Below are 15,837 nucleotides of genomic sequence, written 5' to 3' on the forward strand. Positions count from 1 at the left end.
TTCCATCGGACGTGGCATGGCGCCGGCGCGGCGCCGAAACGGCGTGCAGCATGCGGGCATGCCGGGGAATTACAAGTACCAGCACCACCCGCGGATGGCTGCGGCGCCTACGCGGGGGCGACGATCGCCTGGCCGCGGGCGCCGCCTGCGCGCCCGCGCCCAGCGCTGGTTACGCGCCGGAAAACACGAGGCGCCCGCCTTCCGCATCGACGCGCACCGTCTCCCCGGGCCGGAAGCGGCCCTCGAGGATCTCCCGCGCCAGCGGGTTCTCGAGCTGCTGCTGGATCGCGCGCTTGAGCGGGCGCGCACCGTAGACCGGGTCGAAGCCGACATTGCCGAGCAGGTCGAGCGCCTTGTCGCTGATCGCGAGGCCGAGCTGCCGCTCGCCCAGGCGCTTTTCGAGGTAGGCGATCTGGATGCGCGCGATCTGCCGGATCTGGCCCTTGTCGAGCGCGCGGAACACGACGATCTCGTCGAGGCGGTTGATGAACTCGGGTCGGAAGTGCGCCTGCACGACGCCCATCACCGCCGCCTTCATCTGCGTGTACTGCGCCTCGTCGTCGCCGGCATACTCCTGGATGTACTGCGAGCCGAGGTTCGAGGTCATCACGATGACCGTATTGCGGAAATCCACCGTGCGCCCCTGGCCGTCAGTGAGGCGGCCATCGTCGAGCACCTGCAGCAGGATGTTGAAGACGTCATGGTGCGCCTTCTCGACCTCGTCGAGCAGGATCACGCTGTAGGGGCGGCGTCGCACCGCTTCGGTGAGGTAACCGCCTTCCTCGTAGCCGACATAGCCGGGCGGCGCGCCGATCAGGCGGCTCACGGAGTGCTTCTCCATGAACTCGCTCATGTCGATGCGCACCATCGCGTCCTCGCTGTCGAACAGGAAACCCGCGAGCGCCTTGCACAGCTCGGTCTTGCCGACGCCGGTGGGGCCGAGGAACAGGAACGAGCCGTTCGGGCGGTTCGGATCGGACAGCCCCGCGCGCGAACGGCGGATCGCATCGGCGACCGCGCGCACCGCTTCATCCTGGCCGACGACGCGCTTGTGCAGCTCGTCCTCCATGCGCAGCAGCTTTTCGCGCTCGCCTTCGAGCATCTTCGACACCGGGATGCCGGTCCAGCGCGAGACGACTTCGGCGATCTCCTCCGCGGTGACCTTGTCCTGCAGCAGGGTGAAGCCCTTCGTCTCGGCTTCCTGCGCGGCCTTCAGCTCTTTGTCCAGTTCCGGCAGGCGGCCGTACTGGATCTCGCTCATCTTCGCGTAGTCCTGCCGGCGCTGCGCGGCCTCGAGTTCGAGCCGCGCCTGTTCGATCTGCTCCTTGATCTTCGTCGCGCCCTGCAAGGTCGCCTTCTCGCTCTTCCACACTTCCTCGAGGTCGGAGTATTCGCGTTCGAGAGACGCGATCTCCTGCTCGAGGTCGGCGAGGCGCTGCCTGGATTCCTTGTCCTTCTCCTTCCTGAGCGCCTCGCGCTGGATCTTCAGCTGGATCAGGCGGCGCTCCTTTCGGTCGAGTTCCTCCGGCTTGGAGTCGATTTCCATGCGGATGCGCGAGGCGGCCTCGTCCATGAGGTCGATCGCCTTGTCCGGCAGCTGGCGGTCGGGGATGTAGCGGTGGGACAGCGTCGCCGCGGCGACGATCGCGGGGTCGGTGATCTCGACGCCGTGATGCACTGCGTACTTCTCCTTGAGCCCGCGCAGGATCGCGATCGTGTCCTCGACGCTCGGCTCGCCGACGAACACCTTCTGGAAGCGGCGCTCGAGCGCGGCATCCTTCTCGATGTACTTGCGGTACTCGTCGAGCGTGGTCGCGCCGATGCAGTGCAGCTCGCCGCGCGCGAGCGCAGGCTTGAGCATGTTGCCCGCATCCATCGCACCCTCGGCCTTGCCGGCGCCGACCATCGTGTGCAGCTCGTCGATGAACAGGATCACCTGGCCTTCCTGCTTGGCGAGGTCGTTGAGCACGCCCTTCAGGCGCTCCTCGAATTCGCCGCGGAACTTCGCGCCCGCGATCAGCGCGCCCATGTCGAGCGAGAGCACGCGCTTGTCGCGCAGGCCTTCGGGCACCTCGCCATTGACGATGCGCTGCGCGAGGCCTTCGACGATCGCGGTCTTGCCGACGCCGGGTTCGCCGATCAGCACGGGATTGTTCTTGGTACGCCGCTGCAGCACCTGGATCACGCGACGGATCTCCTCGTCGCGACCGATGACCGGGTCGAGCTTGCCCTTCTCCGAACGCGCGGTGAGGTCGATCGTGTACTTCTCGAGCGCCTGGCGCTGCTCTTCCGCGTTCTCCGACTGCACCTTCTCGCCGCCGCGGATCTTCTCGATCGCCGCCTGGATGTTCGCCTTCGTCGCGCCGGCCGCCTTCAATGCGGCCCCCGCCTCGCCGCGGTCGTCGAGTGCCGCGAGCACGAACAGCTCGGAGGCGATGAACTGGTCGCCGCGCTGCTGGGCGAGCTTGTCGGTGAGGTTGAGCAGGCGATTGAGATCGTTCGAGACGTTGATGTTGCCTTCCTGCCCGGCGACCTTCGGCAGCGCATCGAGCGCCTGGCCGATGCGCGTGCGCAGCGCCGCCACGTTCGCTCCGGCCTGGGCGAGCAGCGGCACGGTCGAACCGCCCTGCTGGTCGAGCAGCGCGGCGAGTACATGCACCGGCTCGAGCATGTTGTTGTCGCGCCCGACGGCGAGCGACTGCGCGTCGGCGAGCGCCTGCTGGAAGCGCGAAGTGAGTTTGTCCATTCGCATGGTGGCGGAGGTCCTGTTCGATGGGGTGGGCCGCGGCGGGCGGCCGTATGGCGCGAAAATGCGGCTCGCCGCGCGGCGATTCAAGCCGATACCCGCGCTACGATGGCGGTTTCCACGCTCCGGCCGACCCATGCGACGACCCGCCGCACGCCCATTCCGGATCGTCGTCCTCGGCGGCTATGGGCTGTTCGGCACGCGCATCGTCCGCGGCCTCGCCGGCGACGAAGGCCTCGAACTCGTGGTCGCCGGCCGCGATGCGGGACGCGCGCGACGTTTCGCCGACGAACTCGCGCGGGCCGGCGCTCGAGCGGCGATCGCCTCGACGGCGTTGGACGTCGAGGCGCGCGATTTCGCGGAGCGCCTCGCCGCGCTCGCCCCCGCGCTGGTCGTGCATACGGCCGGGCCGTTCCAGGGTCGCGACTATGGCGTCGCGCGCCTGACGCTGGCGCTCGGTGCGCACTACCTCGACCTCGCCGACGGCCGCACCTTCGTTGCCGGCTTCGGCGCGCTCGATGCCGAAGCGCGCGCAGCAGGCCGCCGCGCGGTCAGCGGCGCGAGCAGCGTGCCCGGACTGAGCGGGGCCGTGGTCGCCGCGTTCGCCGGCGAGTTCGGCAGGCTCGACGCGATCGAAACGGCGATCAGCCCGGGCAACCGGACGCCACGCGGCCTCGCCACGACGCGCGCGATCCTCGGGTACGTCGGCCGTCCGTATCCGGTGCTCGATCGCGGGCGCTGGCAACGCGCGCACGGCTGGCAGTCGCTGCGCCGATTGCGCGTACCCGATGTCGGCACGCGCTGGCTCGCGCGCTGCGAGGTGCCCGACCTGTCACTGCTCCCGGAGCGGCATCCGACGCTGCGCAGTTGCGATTTTCGCGCCGGCCTCGAGCTGCGACGCATGCATTTCGGCCTCTGGCTCGCATCCTGGGCCGTGCGTGGCGGGGTTGTGCACGACTTCGCGCGGCAGGCGCCGAAGTTGCTCGCGCTGAGCGAGCGCTGGCTCGCCGTAGGCAGCGACATCGGCCTGATGCAGATCGACTTGCGCGGCGTCGATCGCGAGGGCGTGCCGCGGCACCTGCGCTGGCGCCTGGTCGCGGCGCACGGCGACGGGCCGCAAGTGCCGGCGACCGCGGCAAACATACACGCGCGCAAGCTCGCGCGCGGCGAGCTGCCCGGCGGCGGCGCCGGCGCCTGCCTGGACCTCTTCACGCTCGACGAGTGCCTCGCCGCGCTCGATGGCTACGCGATCACCACGATCATCGAGAAGGTTTGACGGCGGCACGCCTGGCGCGCGTTCCGCCTGAAGACATGCATGCGGATGGGCAGCGGCGCGTGGATCGAGCGCAGCGCGAGTCCTGCCGCGGGATGCGATACCGCCCGGTCGCGTGCAGGCGGCAGCACGCCCTGCGACGTCCGCGCGGATGGACGCGTAGGCTCACTCCCGCCGTCCGACATCACGAAGCCTCGGTGCGAGCCTATCCGCCGACGTCGAGCCAGCCGCGGTAGCGCACCAGCAGCCCCGCGATCGGGAGCGCAGCAGTGACCTCGAACGTGTAGCGCCCGCCGCCGTCCGCCTCGCGCGCAGCCACCGCGCTGAACCAGCGCGCCGGCAGCGGCAGGCCTAGGGCGCTTGCCCTTACGACGGTCCATTCGAGCGCGCCGCCGCGCGCCACGAGGCGGAACACGAAGGTGGCTGCGCCGAGTCGTTCATGCAGCAGTCCACCCTGCTCCCACAACCGCGACCGCATCACGTGTGCGCCGACATGGCGCGACCAGCACTCCCCGACCGCGTCGGGCGCGATCTCCACTTCGATCGGTCCGCGCCCCGCGGGCGGCAGGCGCGTCGCCCATGCGCAGAGGGCAGCGAGCGGATGGCGGCCACGCTCGACCTCGACCTCGCCCGCGTAGCGACGCGTACCCGTGTCGAGGTGCAGCTCGCGCACGCGCGGGCCGAGCGTATCGAACGCGCTGCCGAGCAGGCGCTCGAACAGCGTCACGGCGCGATCCACACCCGCGATGCGAAGCGGCCGGTGTCGCGCTCGCGACGGTACGAATAGAAGCGCGCGTCGGTGAAGGTGTCGAAACCGCCGCCATGCACGCTTCCCACGCCCGCCCGGGTGAGGCGCCGCCGCGCGAGGGCGGCGAGGTCGCACAGCCAGTGGCCGGGGCGTGTCGGCGCGAACCAGGCGGCGGCGCCCGCGTCCGCCGCGACGAACGCATCGCGCACCTCGGCGCCGACTTCGTACGCGCGCGCGCCGATCGCCGGGCCGATCCACGCATGCACCCGCGCGCCACCGAAGCGCCCGAGCGTCGCCTCGAGCACGCCGGCCGCGAGCCCGCGCCAGCCCGCGTGCGCCGCGGCGACCGCATCGCCGTCGGCGCTGCAGAACAACACCGGGAGGCAGTCGGCGGTGAGGATCGCGAGTACGGTGCCGGCCGTGCGCGTGACCGACGCATCGGCGTCGCGGTCGCGCTCGCCGGCATCGGCATCGAGCACGTCGATGCCGTGTACCTGGCGCAGCCACAGCGGCGCCGACGGCAGGCCGAGCAGCGGCAGCAGCGACGCGCGATTGGCGGCGACCGCCTGCGCCGAATCGCCGCTGCGACCGCCTAGATTCAGGTGCTCGAACGGCGGCAGCGAATGCCCGGGCAATTGCCGCGTCGTGACGCAGGCGCGCACGTTCGCGGGCGCCGGCCAGTCCGGCGTGATCACGCCTTCGATCGGCACGGACATCGGCACGCGCTCAGCCGTTTTCCTTCGTGTCCGCGCGCAACGCCGCCAGCAGCGCCTCCATGTCGGCCGGGCGCTCCGCCTCGATCGCGACCGGCTTGCCGCTCTTCGGATGGGCGAACTCGAGCTTCTCCGCATGCAGCGCCTGGCGCCTGAAGCCGCGCAACGCGGCGGTGAGTTCCGGTGTGGCGCCCTTGGGCAGCTTCAGCAGGCCGCCGTACTGCGCGTCACCGACCAGCGGGTGGCGCACGTAGGCCATGTGCACGCGGATCTGGTGCGTGCGCCCCGTCTCGAGCCGGCACTCGACCAGGGTCATCGCACGGAATCGCTCACGCACGCGGTAGTGCGTGATCGCCTCCCGGCCGTCTTCGCGCACGGCCTGCTTCAGGCGGTCGTGCGGGTGCCGACCGATCGGCTCGTCGACGCGCCCGCCGGCGACCATCGCGCCGTAGACGATCGCCGCGTACTGGCGGTGGACGTCGCGCTCGGACAATTGCTCGACCAGCGCGGTGTGCGCGCGCAGCGTGCGCGCGACGACCATCAGGCCCGAGGTGTCCTTGTCGAGGCGATGCACGATGCCGCCGCGCGGGATCTCGGCGAGCTTGGGATCATGGTGCAGCAGCGCATTCTGCAGCGTACCCGCGGGATTGCCCGCGCCCGGATGCACGACCAGCCCGGGCGGCTTGTTGACGACGATGACCTCGGCATCCTCGTAGCGGATGTCGAGCGGGATCTCCTCTGCCTGCGCGCCGATCTCGCGCTCCATCCGCACGTCGAGCTCGATCGCCTCGCCGCCGCGCAGGATCTGCCGCGGCGCGACGACTTCCCCATCGAGGCGCACGGCGCCGGCCTTGATCCAGGCGGTCAGGCGCGAGCGCGAATAGTCCGGGAAGATCTCGGCGAGCGCCTGGTCGAAACGGCGCCCGGCGAGTGTGTCGGGAACGGTGGCGGCGAGGCGCGACGCGCTGGGCGTCGGCTCGTTCAGGCTCGATTGGGGTTCGCTCATGCTCGGGAATGCCGGATGGCGGCGCTTCCAGCGCCGGCGGGGTTTCAGGTTATGATCGGTGTTTCGCGCGGCGCGTGGTAGCGTCGCCGGCCGGTCGATCCGGCGGACCCGGCCTGCGGCCGGACCCATCCCATCCGTCCATCATCGCAGAGCCTGCCACCCGCATGCGAGTCTCCTCCAGTTTCCGCCCCATCCTGCGCCTCGTCCTGCTCGCGCTCATCGTCGCGCTCGCCGGCTGCTCCCTGTTCCATCGCGGCAAGAAGGGCGACCCGATGGACACGCTGTCGGTCGAACAGCTCTACCAGCAGGGCAACGAGGCGCTGCAGTCGGGCAACAACGACTATGCGGTGCGCTCGTTCCAGCGCCTCATCGCGCGCTTCCCGTTCGGCCCGTACACCGAGCAGTCGCAGCTCAACCTCGCCTACGCGCAGTACAAGTCGGACAAGCCCGACGACGCGTATTCGACCGTCAACCGCTTCATCAAGACCTATCCGACGCACCGCCATATCGACTACGCGTACTACCTGCGTGGCCTGATCAACTTCAGCCGCTCGGGCGGTTTCCTCGAACGCTACGTCGGCCTCGACATGACGCAGCGCGACCAGGCCAACCTGCGCCAGTCGTTCGACGACTTCGGCGCGCTCGTCACGCGCTATCCGCAGAGCCGCTACGCGCCGGACGGGCGCCAGCGCATGGTCCACCTGCGCAACATGATGGCGCAGTCGGACCTCAACATCGCGCTGTTCTACCTCAAGCGCGGCGCCTACGTCGCCTCGTCCAATCGCGCCAAGTCGATCATCGAAACCTATCCGCAGACGCCGCAGGCGGGTGATGCGCTCGCGATCATGGTGAAGAGCTACCACGAACTCGGCCAGGACAAGCTCGCCGACGACGCCAAGCGCGTGCTTGAGCTCAACTACCCCGACCATCCGTCGCTGCAGGGTCGCTGGCCGCGGTACCGCTCCAACTGGTGGAAGCTGATCCCGCTGCAGAACCGGGGTTGATGCCGACGGTACGCGCGCGGCGCGCATCGCCCAGCGACCGGCGCCCGCTTTTTTGGGTCGGGGGACTCAGCGCCAGCCCGACGTGATCGGATAACGACGTTCGCGGCCGAATGCGCGCCGCGATACTTTCGGGCCCGGCGCCGCCTGCTGGCGCTTCCATTCGCCGATGCGCACGAGCCTGAGCACGCGCTCGACGGTCGCGGCATCGAAGCCGGCACGCACGATGTCCTCGCGCGACTGCTCCTGGTCGACGTGGCGCAGCAGGATGGCGTCGAGCACGTCGTACGGCGGCAGCGAGTCCTGGTCGGTCTGGTTCTCGCGCAGTTCCGCCGACGGCGGTCGCGAGATCACCGCGGGCGGGATCACCGGCGTGCCGGCGACCGCGTTGCGCCAGCGCGCGAGCGCGAATACCTCGGTCTTGTAGAGGTCCTTGATCGGCGCGTAGCCGCCGCACATGTCGCCGTAGATCGTCGCGTAGCCGACCGCGTACTCGCTCTTGTTGCCGGTGGTCAGCACGAGGCCGTGGAAGCGGTTCGACAGCGCCATCAGGATCGCGCCGCGGCAGCGTGACTGCAGGTTTTCCGGCGTCACGTCGCCCGCCGGCGCGGGCGCCGGATCGAACGCGTCGAAGGCGGGACCGAGTGCGTCGAGGAAGCCGCCGAAGGGCGCTTCGATCGGCACCGTGACGAGCCGCACGCCGAGCGCGCGCGCCTGCTCCTCGGCCAGGTCGTTGCTGAGGCCGGAGGTGTAGCGCGACGGCAGGCGCACGCCGACGACCTTGTCCGCGCCGAGCGCGTCGACGGCGACGGCGAGCACGAGCGCGGAATCGATGCCACCGGACAGGCCGATCCATACGCGCTCGAAACCGTTCTTGACGCAGTAGTCACGCGTCCCGCGCACGATCGCGCGCCAGGCGAGCGCGTCGCGGCTTTCGTCGTCCTCGACCGGCCATGCCACGGGGGTGAAGCGACGCGTGGCCGCGTCGTAGTCGGCGACGAGCCAGTGGTCCTCGAAGGCGCGCGCGGCCGGATGGACGTGGCCGTCGCCGTCGGCGAGCACCGACGCACCGTCGAACACGACGGCGTCCTGGCCGCCGACGGTGTTGAGGTAGGCGACGCCGACACCGCGACCGTCGCGCTGCGATTCCTGCACGCGCTCGGCGAGCAGCGCGTCGCGCTGCGCATGCTTGTCGCGTTCGAACGGCGAGGCATTCGGCACCAGCACGAGCTCGGCGCCGGCGGCGACCGTGCCCGCGAACGGCTCGGCGAACCACAGGTCCTCGCAGATGACGAGGCCTACGCGTACGCCACGGACGTCGAACACGCAGTCGTCGCGGTCGGGGTCGACGTCGAAATAGCGCCGCTCGTCGAAAACGGCGTAGTTGGGCAGTTCGCGCTTGCGGTACGTCGCGGCGATCGCGCCGCCGTCGAGCACGCTCGCCGCGTTGTAGACGATCGCGCCGGCCGCCTGCGGCCAGCCGACGACGGCGACGATGCCGTGCGTCGCTGCCGCGATGCGTTGAAGTGCGGCCTCGCATTCCGCGAGGAAGCTCGGCCGCAGCAGCAGGTCCTCGGGCGGGTAGCCGCAGAGCGCGAGTTCCGGAAACAGCACGAGGTCGGCGCGGTGCAGGTCGCGCGCCTCGGCGATCAGCGCGGCGATGCGCGCCTCGTTGCGCGCGACGGCGCCGACCGGAAAATCGAACTGGGCCAGGGCGATGCGGAGTGTCGACATGCGGCGTGCGGAGGATGACGGGGGCAGCCATTGTACGGCCGCCCCGCATCCTTACCCGCATCGCTACGGGATGCCCGTCGCCACGTTCACCGTCGCCGTGGCCGTGCCCCCGCGACCGTCGCTGATCGTGTAGGTGAACGTCGCCGCACCGAGGAATCCATTGGGTGCCCACGTGACCGTGTTGCCCGTGATGGCGACCGTGCCGGCCGGTCCGCCGGCCGCGGCGATCGGCTGCGTCACAGCGATGATCGTCAATGGATCGCCATCGGGATCGCTGTCGTTGGCGAGCACCGCGATCACGGTCTGGTTGAGGTTGCCCGTGTCGTCGACCGCGACCGGCGGCTGGTTCGGCGCGGGCGCGACCACCACGGTCACGAAAGCGGTCGCGCTGCCGCCGCGGCCGTCGCCGATCGTGTAGGAGAAGCGATCGACGCCGCTGAATCCTGCCGCAGGCGTGTAGACCACGGTGTTGCCGGCGATCGCGGCGGTGCCGTCCAGCGGCGCGCCGACGCTCGCGATGACGAGCGGATCGCCGTCGGGGTCGCTGTCGTTGGCGAGCACGGCGACCGTGACCGGTACGCCGAACGGCGTCGCCGCGGTGTCGTCCACGGCCACGGGCGGCTGGTTGGGCGCGGCACCGACGGTGACCGCGACGGTGGCGCTCGCGCCGCCGCCACGCCCGTCCGAGATCGTATAGGTGAAGCGATCGACACCGACGACGCCGGCGACGGTCGGCGTGTACGTGATCGTGCCGCCCGATACCGCGATCGTGCCGAAAGCCGGCGCGGTCGTCGCCGTGATCGTCAACGGGTCGCCATCCGGGTCGCTGTCGTTGGCGAGCACCGCGATCGGCACCGCGACGCCGAAGGTCGTGCTCGCGACATCGTCGACCGCGACCGGCGGCCGGTTCGGCGGCGCTACGACGTTGAGCGTCACGCGCGCCGTCGACGAGCCGCCGCGGCCGTCGCTGATCGTGTACGTGAACACGTCCGCACCGACGTAGCCGGCCACCGATGCGTACTGCAACTGGGTGCCGATGATCGTCGCGCTGCCGTGCTGTGGCGCGCCGACCGAAGCCAGGGACAGCACGTCGCCATCCGCATCGCTGTCGTTGGCGAGCGCGTCGACGAGCACGGGCTGGGCGGAGATCGCCGTCGCAGCGTCGTCGCGCGCGATCGGCAGGCGATTCGGCTGCGCGGCGACGACGACGGTGATCGTCGCGGTCGCGCTGCCGCCACGACCGTCATCGACCGTGTAGGTGAACGTGTCGACGCCGCTGAAGCCGGGTACGGGCCGGTAGACGACGTCGGAGCCGACGATGCTCGCGCTGCCGTGTGCGGGAGCGCCGACGCCGGCGAGCACGAGCGCGTCGCCGTCCGCATCATCGTCATTGGCCAGCACGGCGATCGTGACGGGTTGGCCGAAGCTGGTCGTCGCACGATCGTCGCGCGCGACCGGCGCCCGATTCGGGCGACCGCCGATGGTGACGGTCACGTTCGCGCTCGCATGGCCGCCGCGACCATCGCTGAGCGTGTAGGCGAACGTGTCGACACCGCTGAAACCCGCCGCGGGCGTGTAGAGGATCGTGTTGCCCGACGCGGCCGCGCTGCCGTGCGCAGGCGCGGTCACGCCGATCACGGCAAGCGCATCCCCGTCGGCGTCGCTGTCGTTGGCGACGACGTCGAGCGACACCGGAACGCCGACGGTCGTGGTCGCGGCATCGGCCTGCGCGACCGGAAAGTGATTGGTGTACTGGCGCGGGCCGTGCGTGACCTCGACGGTCTCGGTACGCGTGCGCCGGTACGATTCGACCGTGCGCGGATGGGCACTCGACGCCCGCGCGAGCGAACGCGCGATCCATGCCGGGTCTTCCAGCTGCGCGGTCGGCACGAACGCGCCGTGGCGGCCGAATTCGTAGCGCAGGAACACGGAGAGGCGGTCGTCGTCGCCCTCGCCCGCGCCGCCGCTGCGCGCGACGTGTTCGGCGAGCGCGGACAGGCCCCAGCCGCGCGTGCCGAGCGGGGTGTCGAGGCCGAACGCGAAGGTGCTCGCGCGCGCGCCATCGCCATCCTGCGTGCTCGCCCCCGCATGCACGCGCATCGCCAGCGGCTCGAACACATGGCTCACTTGCAGGCCGATCTCGGCGCCGTAGGGCTTGCGCTCGAACAGCGTCTGGATGGTGGTAGTGTCGACCTGCGTGTAGGTGCCGATGTCGTCGTCGCCGCTCGTCGTCGCCACGTCGCTGTGCACCGCATGGCCGGCGAGGCGCGCGCCGCTGATGCCGTGCGAAAGCCAGCCTTCGACCGAGAACGCGCGGCGCTCGATGCCGAAACCGAGCGTCGCCTTGCGATCGTGCTCGCCGTTCTGGTCGACCGCGAAGCTGAGCCGCGCAACCGTCGCGCGGTCCGGGTGCTCGCGCGCGGCGATCGGGTCGCCGCCCCAGAGCCAGTTGAAATCGGCTTGCGCGCCGCCGGCACCGGACTGGTCCCACCAGATCTGTCCGACCATCGCACGCGCGTTGTTGCGCGCGAACACGCCGAGCAGCTGGCCTTCGGTATGGCCCTCGCGATTGACGCCGATCGAAACGCTGCCGTCGTTGCCGACGTAGCTCAGCGGCACCGATGCATCGGTCACCGACGGCACGCCGTCGTCGTCCGGATCCTTCGGCAGGATCTGCGCGGAGGCGATGGCGGTACATGCAAGGGCAAGCAGTGGAATGAGGCGACGGCGCATGATCCCTCCCCGGACGCGGCGCGCTGGGTGTCATCCTAACGTCGTTTTGCCCCGGAGGCGGACAATTCGCCGTTCGGTTCAGGTTCGCCGGAACGCTGCGCGGGCCCAAGAGCATCGCGCGGAGTCGAAGGGCCTTCGTCCTCGAGGACGGGCGCTCGACTCCGCCGCTTCGCGTGCTGCGCTCGGCGCGAATGGAACCGTATATGCAGTGCCGGCCGGCGAAAAACAGCGCGTAGGCCGGATCAAGCCGCGCAGCGGCGGATCCGGCGCATGCGCGCCTTGATCCGCCCTACCTCGCTACCCGGCTCCGGCCCCCAGCCGTCAGCCCTGAAAAACGAAAGGCCGCGAATCACCTGCGGCCTTTCATCCGACGCGTTTGCCGCCGAAAAACCTACATCTTCGACGCGAGCGTCTTGCCGAGGTCGGCGGGCGACTTCACGGTCGTGACGCCCGCCTTCTCCAGCGCGGCGAACTTCGCCGCCGCGGTGCCCTTGCCGCCCGAGATGATCGCGCCGGCGTGGCCCATGCGCTTGCCGGCCGGCGCCGGGGCGCCGGCGATGAACGCGACCACCGGCTTCTTCACGTACTCGGCGATGAACTCGGCCGCTTCCTCCTCGGCGCTGCCGCCGATCTCGCCGACCATGATGATGCCTTCGGTCTGCGGATCGTCCTGGAACAGCTTGAGGCAGTCGATGAAGTTGAGGCCGTTGATCGGGTCGCCGCCGATGCCGATGCAGGTGGACTGGCCGAGGCCGACGTTGGTGGTCTGGAAGACCGCCTCGTAGGTCAGCGTGCCCGAACGCGACACGATGCCGACCTTGCCCGGCTTGTGGATGTGGCCCGGCATGATGCCGATCTTGCATTCGCCCGGCGTGATGATGCCGGGGCAGTTCGGCCCGATCAGGACGGTATCCGGACGCTGCTTGAGCACGTTCTTGACGCGCAGCATGTCGAGCACCGGGATGCCTTCGGTGATCGCGACGATGACCTTGATGCCGGCATCGGCCGCCTCGAGGATCGCATCGGCCGCGAACGGCGGCGGCACGAAGATCATCGACGCGTCGGCACCGGTGTCGTTGACCGCGTCGAGCACGGTGTCGTAGACCGGGAGGCCGATGTGCGTGCCACCGCCCTTGCCCGGCGTGACGCCGCCGACGAGCCTGGTGCCGTATTCCAGCGCCTGCTCGGAGTGGAACGTACCCTGCTGGCCGGTGAAGCCCTGGGTGATGACCTTGGTGTTCTTGTTGACCAAAACGCTCATGGGTTCGTGTCCTTCGCTCAGGCGGCCTTGACCGCGGCGACCGCCTTCTGCGCGGCGTCGTTGAGATCGTCGGCCGGCGTGATCGCGAGGCCGGAATTGGCGAGCAGCTCGCGGCCCTTCTCGACGTTGGTGCCCTGCAGGCGCACGACGACGGGAATCTGGAGGCCCACTTCCTTGACCGCGGCGATGATGCCCTCGGCGATGAGGTCGCAGCGCACGATGCCGCCGAAGATGTTGACGAGGATCGCCTGCACCTTGTCCGAGGACAGGATCAGCTTGAACGCCTCGGTCACGCGTTCCTTGGTCGCGCCGCCGCCGACGTCGAGGAAGTTAGCCGGCTCGCCGCCGGCGAGCTTGATCACGTCCATCGTCGCCATCGCGAGGCCGGCGCCGTTGACCATGCAGCCGATGTTGCCGTCCATCGTGACGTAGTTGAGGTTGTTCTTGACCGCGGCCGCCTCGGCCGGGTCTTCCTGCGACTCGTCGCGCATCGCGACCAGCTTCGGATGGCGGAACTCCGCGTTGTCGTCGGAGTTGACCTTGCCGTCGAGCGCCATCAGGTCGCCCGAGGCGACGATCGCGAGCGGGTTGAGCTCGACTAGCGCGAGGTCCTTCTCGTTGAAGAGCTTGTACAGGCCCAGCATGATCTTGGTCAGCTGGTTCGCCTGCTTGGCATTGAGGCCCATGTCGAACGCGAGCTTGCGGCACTGGTACGGCTGCAGGCCCTCGACGAAATCGACCTCGATCGTGTGGATGTCCTCGGGCGTGTCGCGCGCGACCTGCTCGATGTCGACGCCACCCTGCGCGGAGGCGATGAACGACACGGTCTTGCTGCCGCGGTCGACGAGGATCGACAGGTACAGCTCCTTGGCGATGTCGGTCGCGTCGGTGACCAGCACCAGGTTGACCGGCAGCGCGCGGCCGCCGGACTGGTAGGTCTCCATGCGCCGGCCGAGCATGCCCGTCGCAGCAACCTTCACGTCGTCGAGCGAACGGCAGAACTTCACGCCGCCGGCCTTGCCGCGGCCGCCGGCATGGATCTGCGCCTTGACCATCCATTGCTCGCCGCCGAGCGCGCGGGCGGCTTCGACCGCCTGTTCCGGCGTCGAGGCGACCTTGCCGGGCGGCACCGGGATGCCGTACTCGGCGAACAGTTCCTTGGCTTGGTATTCGTGGAAATTCATGGGACACCTTGTGCGAAGGGACGCACGCGCGCGGCGCGAATCCACCGCGGCAGCGCAATCCGGGGAGCGTCGGCGAAAAGCCGGCGGAAAAACGGTCGCCTATTCTCGGGGATGGGCCGGGCGAAAGCAAAGAAAACGCCGCGCGCCGCCGGTCGACCCGCACGCTATATACTGGGTCGACGGAGCCTACGTGAGCACGGGTACCCATTTGCTGGACACGACGGCCTCACCGGGCGACATCACCCGGCGCGAACTGTATTTCTTCAACCTCTACCGCTGCCTCGAGGCCGTGGTCTACGTCGGCCTCGTGTTCAGTCCGTTCGCGGTGGACTGGGTGCGCCTGTCGCGGCCGCTGCTCGGGCAGGTCGCGTCGGCGACCTACGTCGTCATCGCCGTCGCACTGCTGATCGGCACCGAGCGCCTGCGAACGCGGCTCGCCGGGACCATCAGCACGTCGCTGCTGATCGACATCGTCGCCGCGACGCTCGTGCTGGTCGCGCTGACCGGCCACACCCTCGTGCCGATGATGCTGCTCGTCAACGTCGGCATCGCGGCGCTGCTCTTGCCGCACCGCGCCTACCTGTTCGCGATCGCAGCCGCGATCGGCATCGCGGTGCCGCGCGCGTACGACCTGCTGTCGGGGTCGGTCATCGAGAACAACGGCATCGAGACGCTCGCGGTCGTCGTCGCCTATTTCATCGTCGCCGCGCTGCTGCGTTACCTCGGCGGCCACATGCGCGCGGCCGAAGACCTCGCCGCACGCCGCGGCGTCGACCTGCTCAACCTCGAGCAGATCAACGACCTCATCATCCAGCGCATGAAGACCGGCGTGCTGCTGGTGGACCGCGCCAACCACATCCTGCGCATCAACGAATCGGCCTGGCACCTGATCGGCAATCCGCCGCCGAACCAGCGCGAACTCGGCTCGGCCGCACCGGAGCTGTCGCGCCGGCTCTATCACTGGCGCCATACCGGCAAGAGCGATCAGACCGCGGTCGCGCTCGCGCACGACGTACCGGAGGTGATCCCCCGCTTCACGCGCCTGGCGCCGAACGACGATACCAACGTGCTGATCTTCCTTGACGACACGTCGCTGCTGTCGCGGCGCGCCGAGGAACTGACCCTGTCCTCGCTCGGCCGCCTGTCGGCGTCGATCGCGCACGAGATCCGGAACCCGCTCGCGGCGATCCGCTATTCGGCCCAGCTGCTCGCCGAGTCGCCGGAACTCAATGCCGAGGACAAGCGCCTCGTCGACATCATCAACAACCACTGCACGCGCGCCAATGACGTCGTCGAGAACATCCTGCAGCTCTCGCGGCGCGAGCGCTCGCGCCCGGAGACGATCGACCACAATTCCTGGGTGCTCGCGTTCGTGGGGGACTACAAGCAGTCGAAACACCACGGCCACGACCACTTGCGCGCGGTGACCCACCAACCC

General features: G+C 69.7%; 11 protein-coding genes. 3 read left to right on the plus strand and 8 right to left on the minus strand.

Annotation, left to right across the window (positions count from 1 at the left end; all coding sequences use genetic code 11):
- Positions 1-169: 169 nt before the first annotated feature.
- Entirely contained in the window at positions 170-2,752 is a 2,583-nt protein-coding gene (gene clpB, locus ACTHK2_RS10490) for an ATP-dependent chaperone ClpB (protein ID WP_440245654.1), read from the minus strand.
- Between the two features lie 130 nt (positions 2,753-2,882).
- On the opposite strand from clpB, the gene ACTHK2_RS10495 reads away from it, so the two are divergent.
- Positions 2,883-4,022: a saccharopine dehydrogenase family protein gene (locus ACTHK2_RS10495; RefSeq protein ID WP_440245655.1), complete on the plus strand. Its 1,140-nt coding sequence runs from the start codon at positions 2,883-2,885 to the stop codon at positions 4,020-4,022.
- 202 nt (positions 4,023-4,224) lie between these two features.
- Here the strand turns inward: ACTHK2_RS10495 and ACTHK2_RS10500 are convergent, their stop codons facing one another.
- The 3 genes from ACTHK2_RS10500 to rluD are packed head-to-tail and all read right to left on the minus strand — an operon-like array spanning position 4,225 to position 6,486.
- A complete protein-coding gene (locus tag ACTHK2_RS10500) occupies positions 4,225-4,746 on the minus strand; it encodes a DUF4166 domain-containing protein (protein WP_440245656.1) in 522 nt (173 codons plus the stop codon).
- Positions 4,743-5,483, minus strand: coding sequence for a peptidoglycan editing factor PgeF (gene pgeF, locus ACTHK2_RS10505; protein WP_440245657.1), 741 nt, complete (start codon positions 5,481-5,483; stop codon positions 4,743-4,745). The genes ACTHK2_RS10500 and pgeF overlap by 4 nt, the downstream gene beginning before the upstream one ends.
- A 10-nt stretch (positions 5,484-5,493) precedes the next feature.
- On the minus strand, positions 5,494-6,486 hold the full coding sequence (gene rluD, locus ACTHK2_RS10510; protein ID WP_440245658.1) for a 23S rRNA pseudouridine(1911/1915/1917) synthase RluD: 993 nt from the start codon (positions 6,484-6,486) through the stop codon (positions 5,494-5,496).
- 164 nt (positions 6,487-6,650) lie between these two features.
- Between rluD and ACTHK2_RS10515 the strand changes: the two genes are divergently transcribed.
- Positions 6,651-7,490 (plus strand): outer membrane protein assembly factor BamD, encoded by an 840-nt coding sequence (locus tag ACTHK2_RS10515; RefSeq protein ID WP_440245659.1) that lies wholly within the window; start codon positions 6,651-6,653, stop codon positions 7,488-7,490.
- A 66-nt stretch (positions 7,491-7,556) separates the two neighbouring features.
- Here the strand turns inward: ACTHK2_RS10515 and ACTHK2_RS10520 are convergent, their stop codons facing one another.
- The 4 genes from ACTHK2_RS10520 to sucC form a co-directional block, all read right to left on the minus strand.
- The gene (locus ACTHK2_RS10520) at positions 7,557-9,221 is read right to left on the minus strand and encodes an NAD+ synthase (protein ID WP_440245660.1); all 1,665 of its coding nucleotides are present in this window, start codon (positions 9,219-9,221) and stop codon (positions 7,557-7,559) included.
- 63 nt (positions 9,222-9,284) lie between these two features.
- Complete coding sequence (locus tag ACTHK2_RS10525) at positions 9,285-11,954, minus strand: Ig-like domain-containing protein (protein WP_440245661.1); 2,670 nt, start codon at positions 11,952-11,954, stop codon at positions 9,285-9,287.
- Positions 11,955-12,345: 391 nt separating this feature from the next.
- Positions 12,346-13,215, minus strand: a complete 870-nt coding sequence (gene sucD, locus ACTHK2_RS10530) for a succinate--CoA ligase subunit alpha (RefSeq protein ID WP_440245662.1) — start codon at positions 13,213-13,215, stop codon at positions 12,346-12,348.
- 17 nt (positions 13,216-13,232) lie between these two features.
- A complete protein-coding gene (gene sucC / locus ACTHK2_RS10535) occupies positions 13,233-14,399 on the minus strand; it encodes an ADP-forming succinate--CoA ligase subunit beta (RefSeq protein ID WP_440245663.1) in 1,167 nt (388 codons plus the stop codon).
- 190 nt (positions 14,400-14,589) lie between these two features.
- Between sucC and ACTHK2_RS10540 the strand changes: the two genes are divergently transcribed.
- Positions 14,590-15,837: histidine kinase dimerization/phospho-acceptor domain-containing protein (locus tag ACTHK2_RS10540; RefSeq protein ID WP_440245664.1), on the plus strand; the 1,248-nt coding region annotated here is incomplete at its 3' end.

This window comes from Dokdonella sp., assembly GCF_051958935.1.
Classification (GTDB): domain Bacteria; phylum Pseudomonadota; class Gammaproteobacteria; order Xanthomonadales; family Rhodanobacteraceae; genus Dokdonella_A.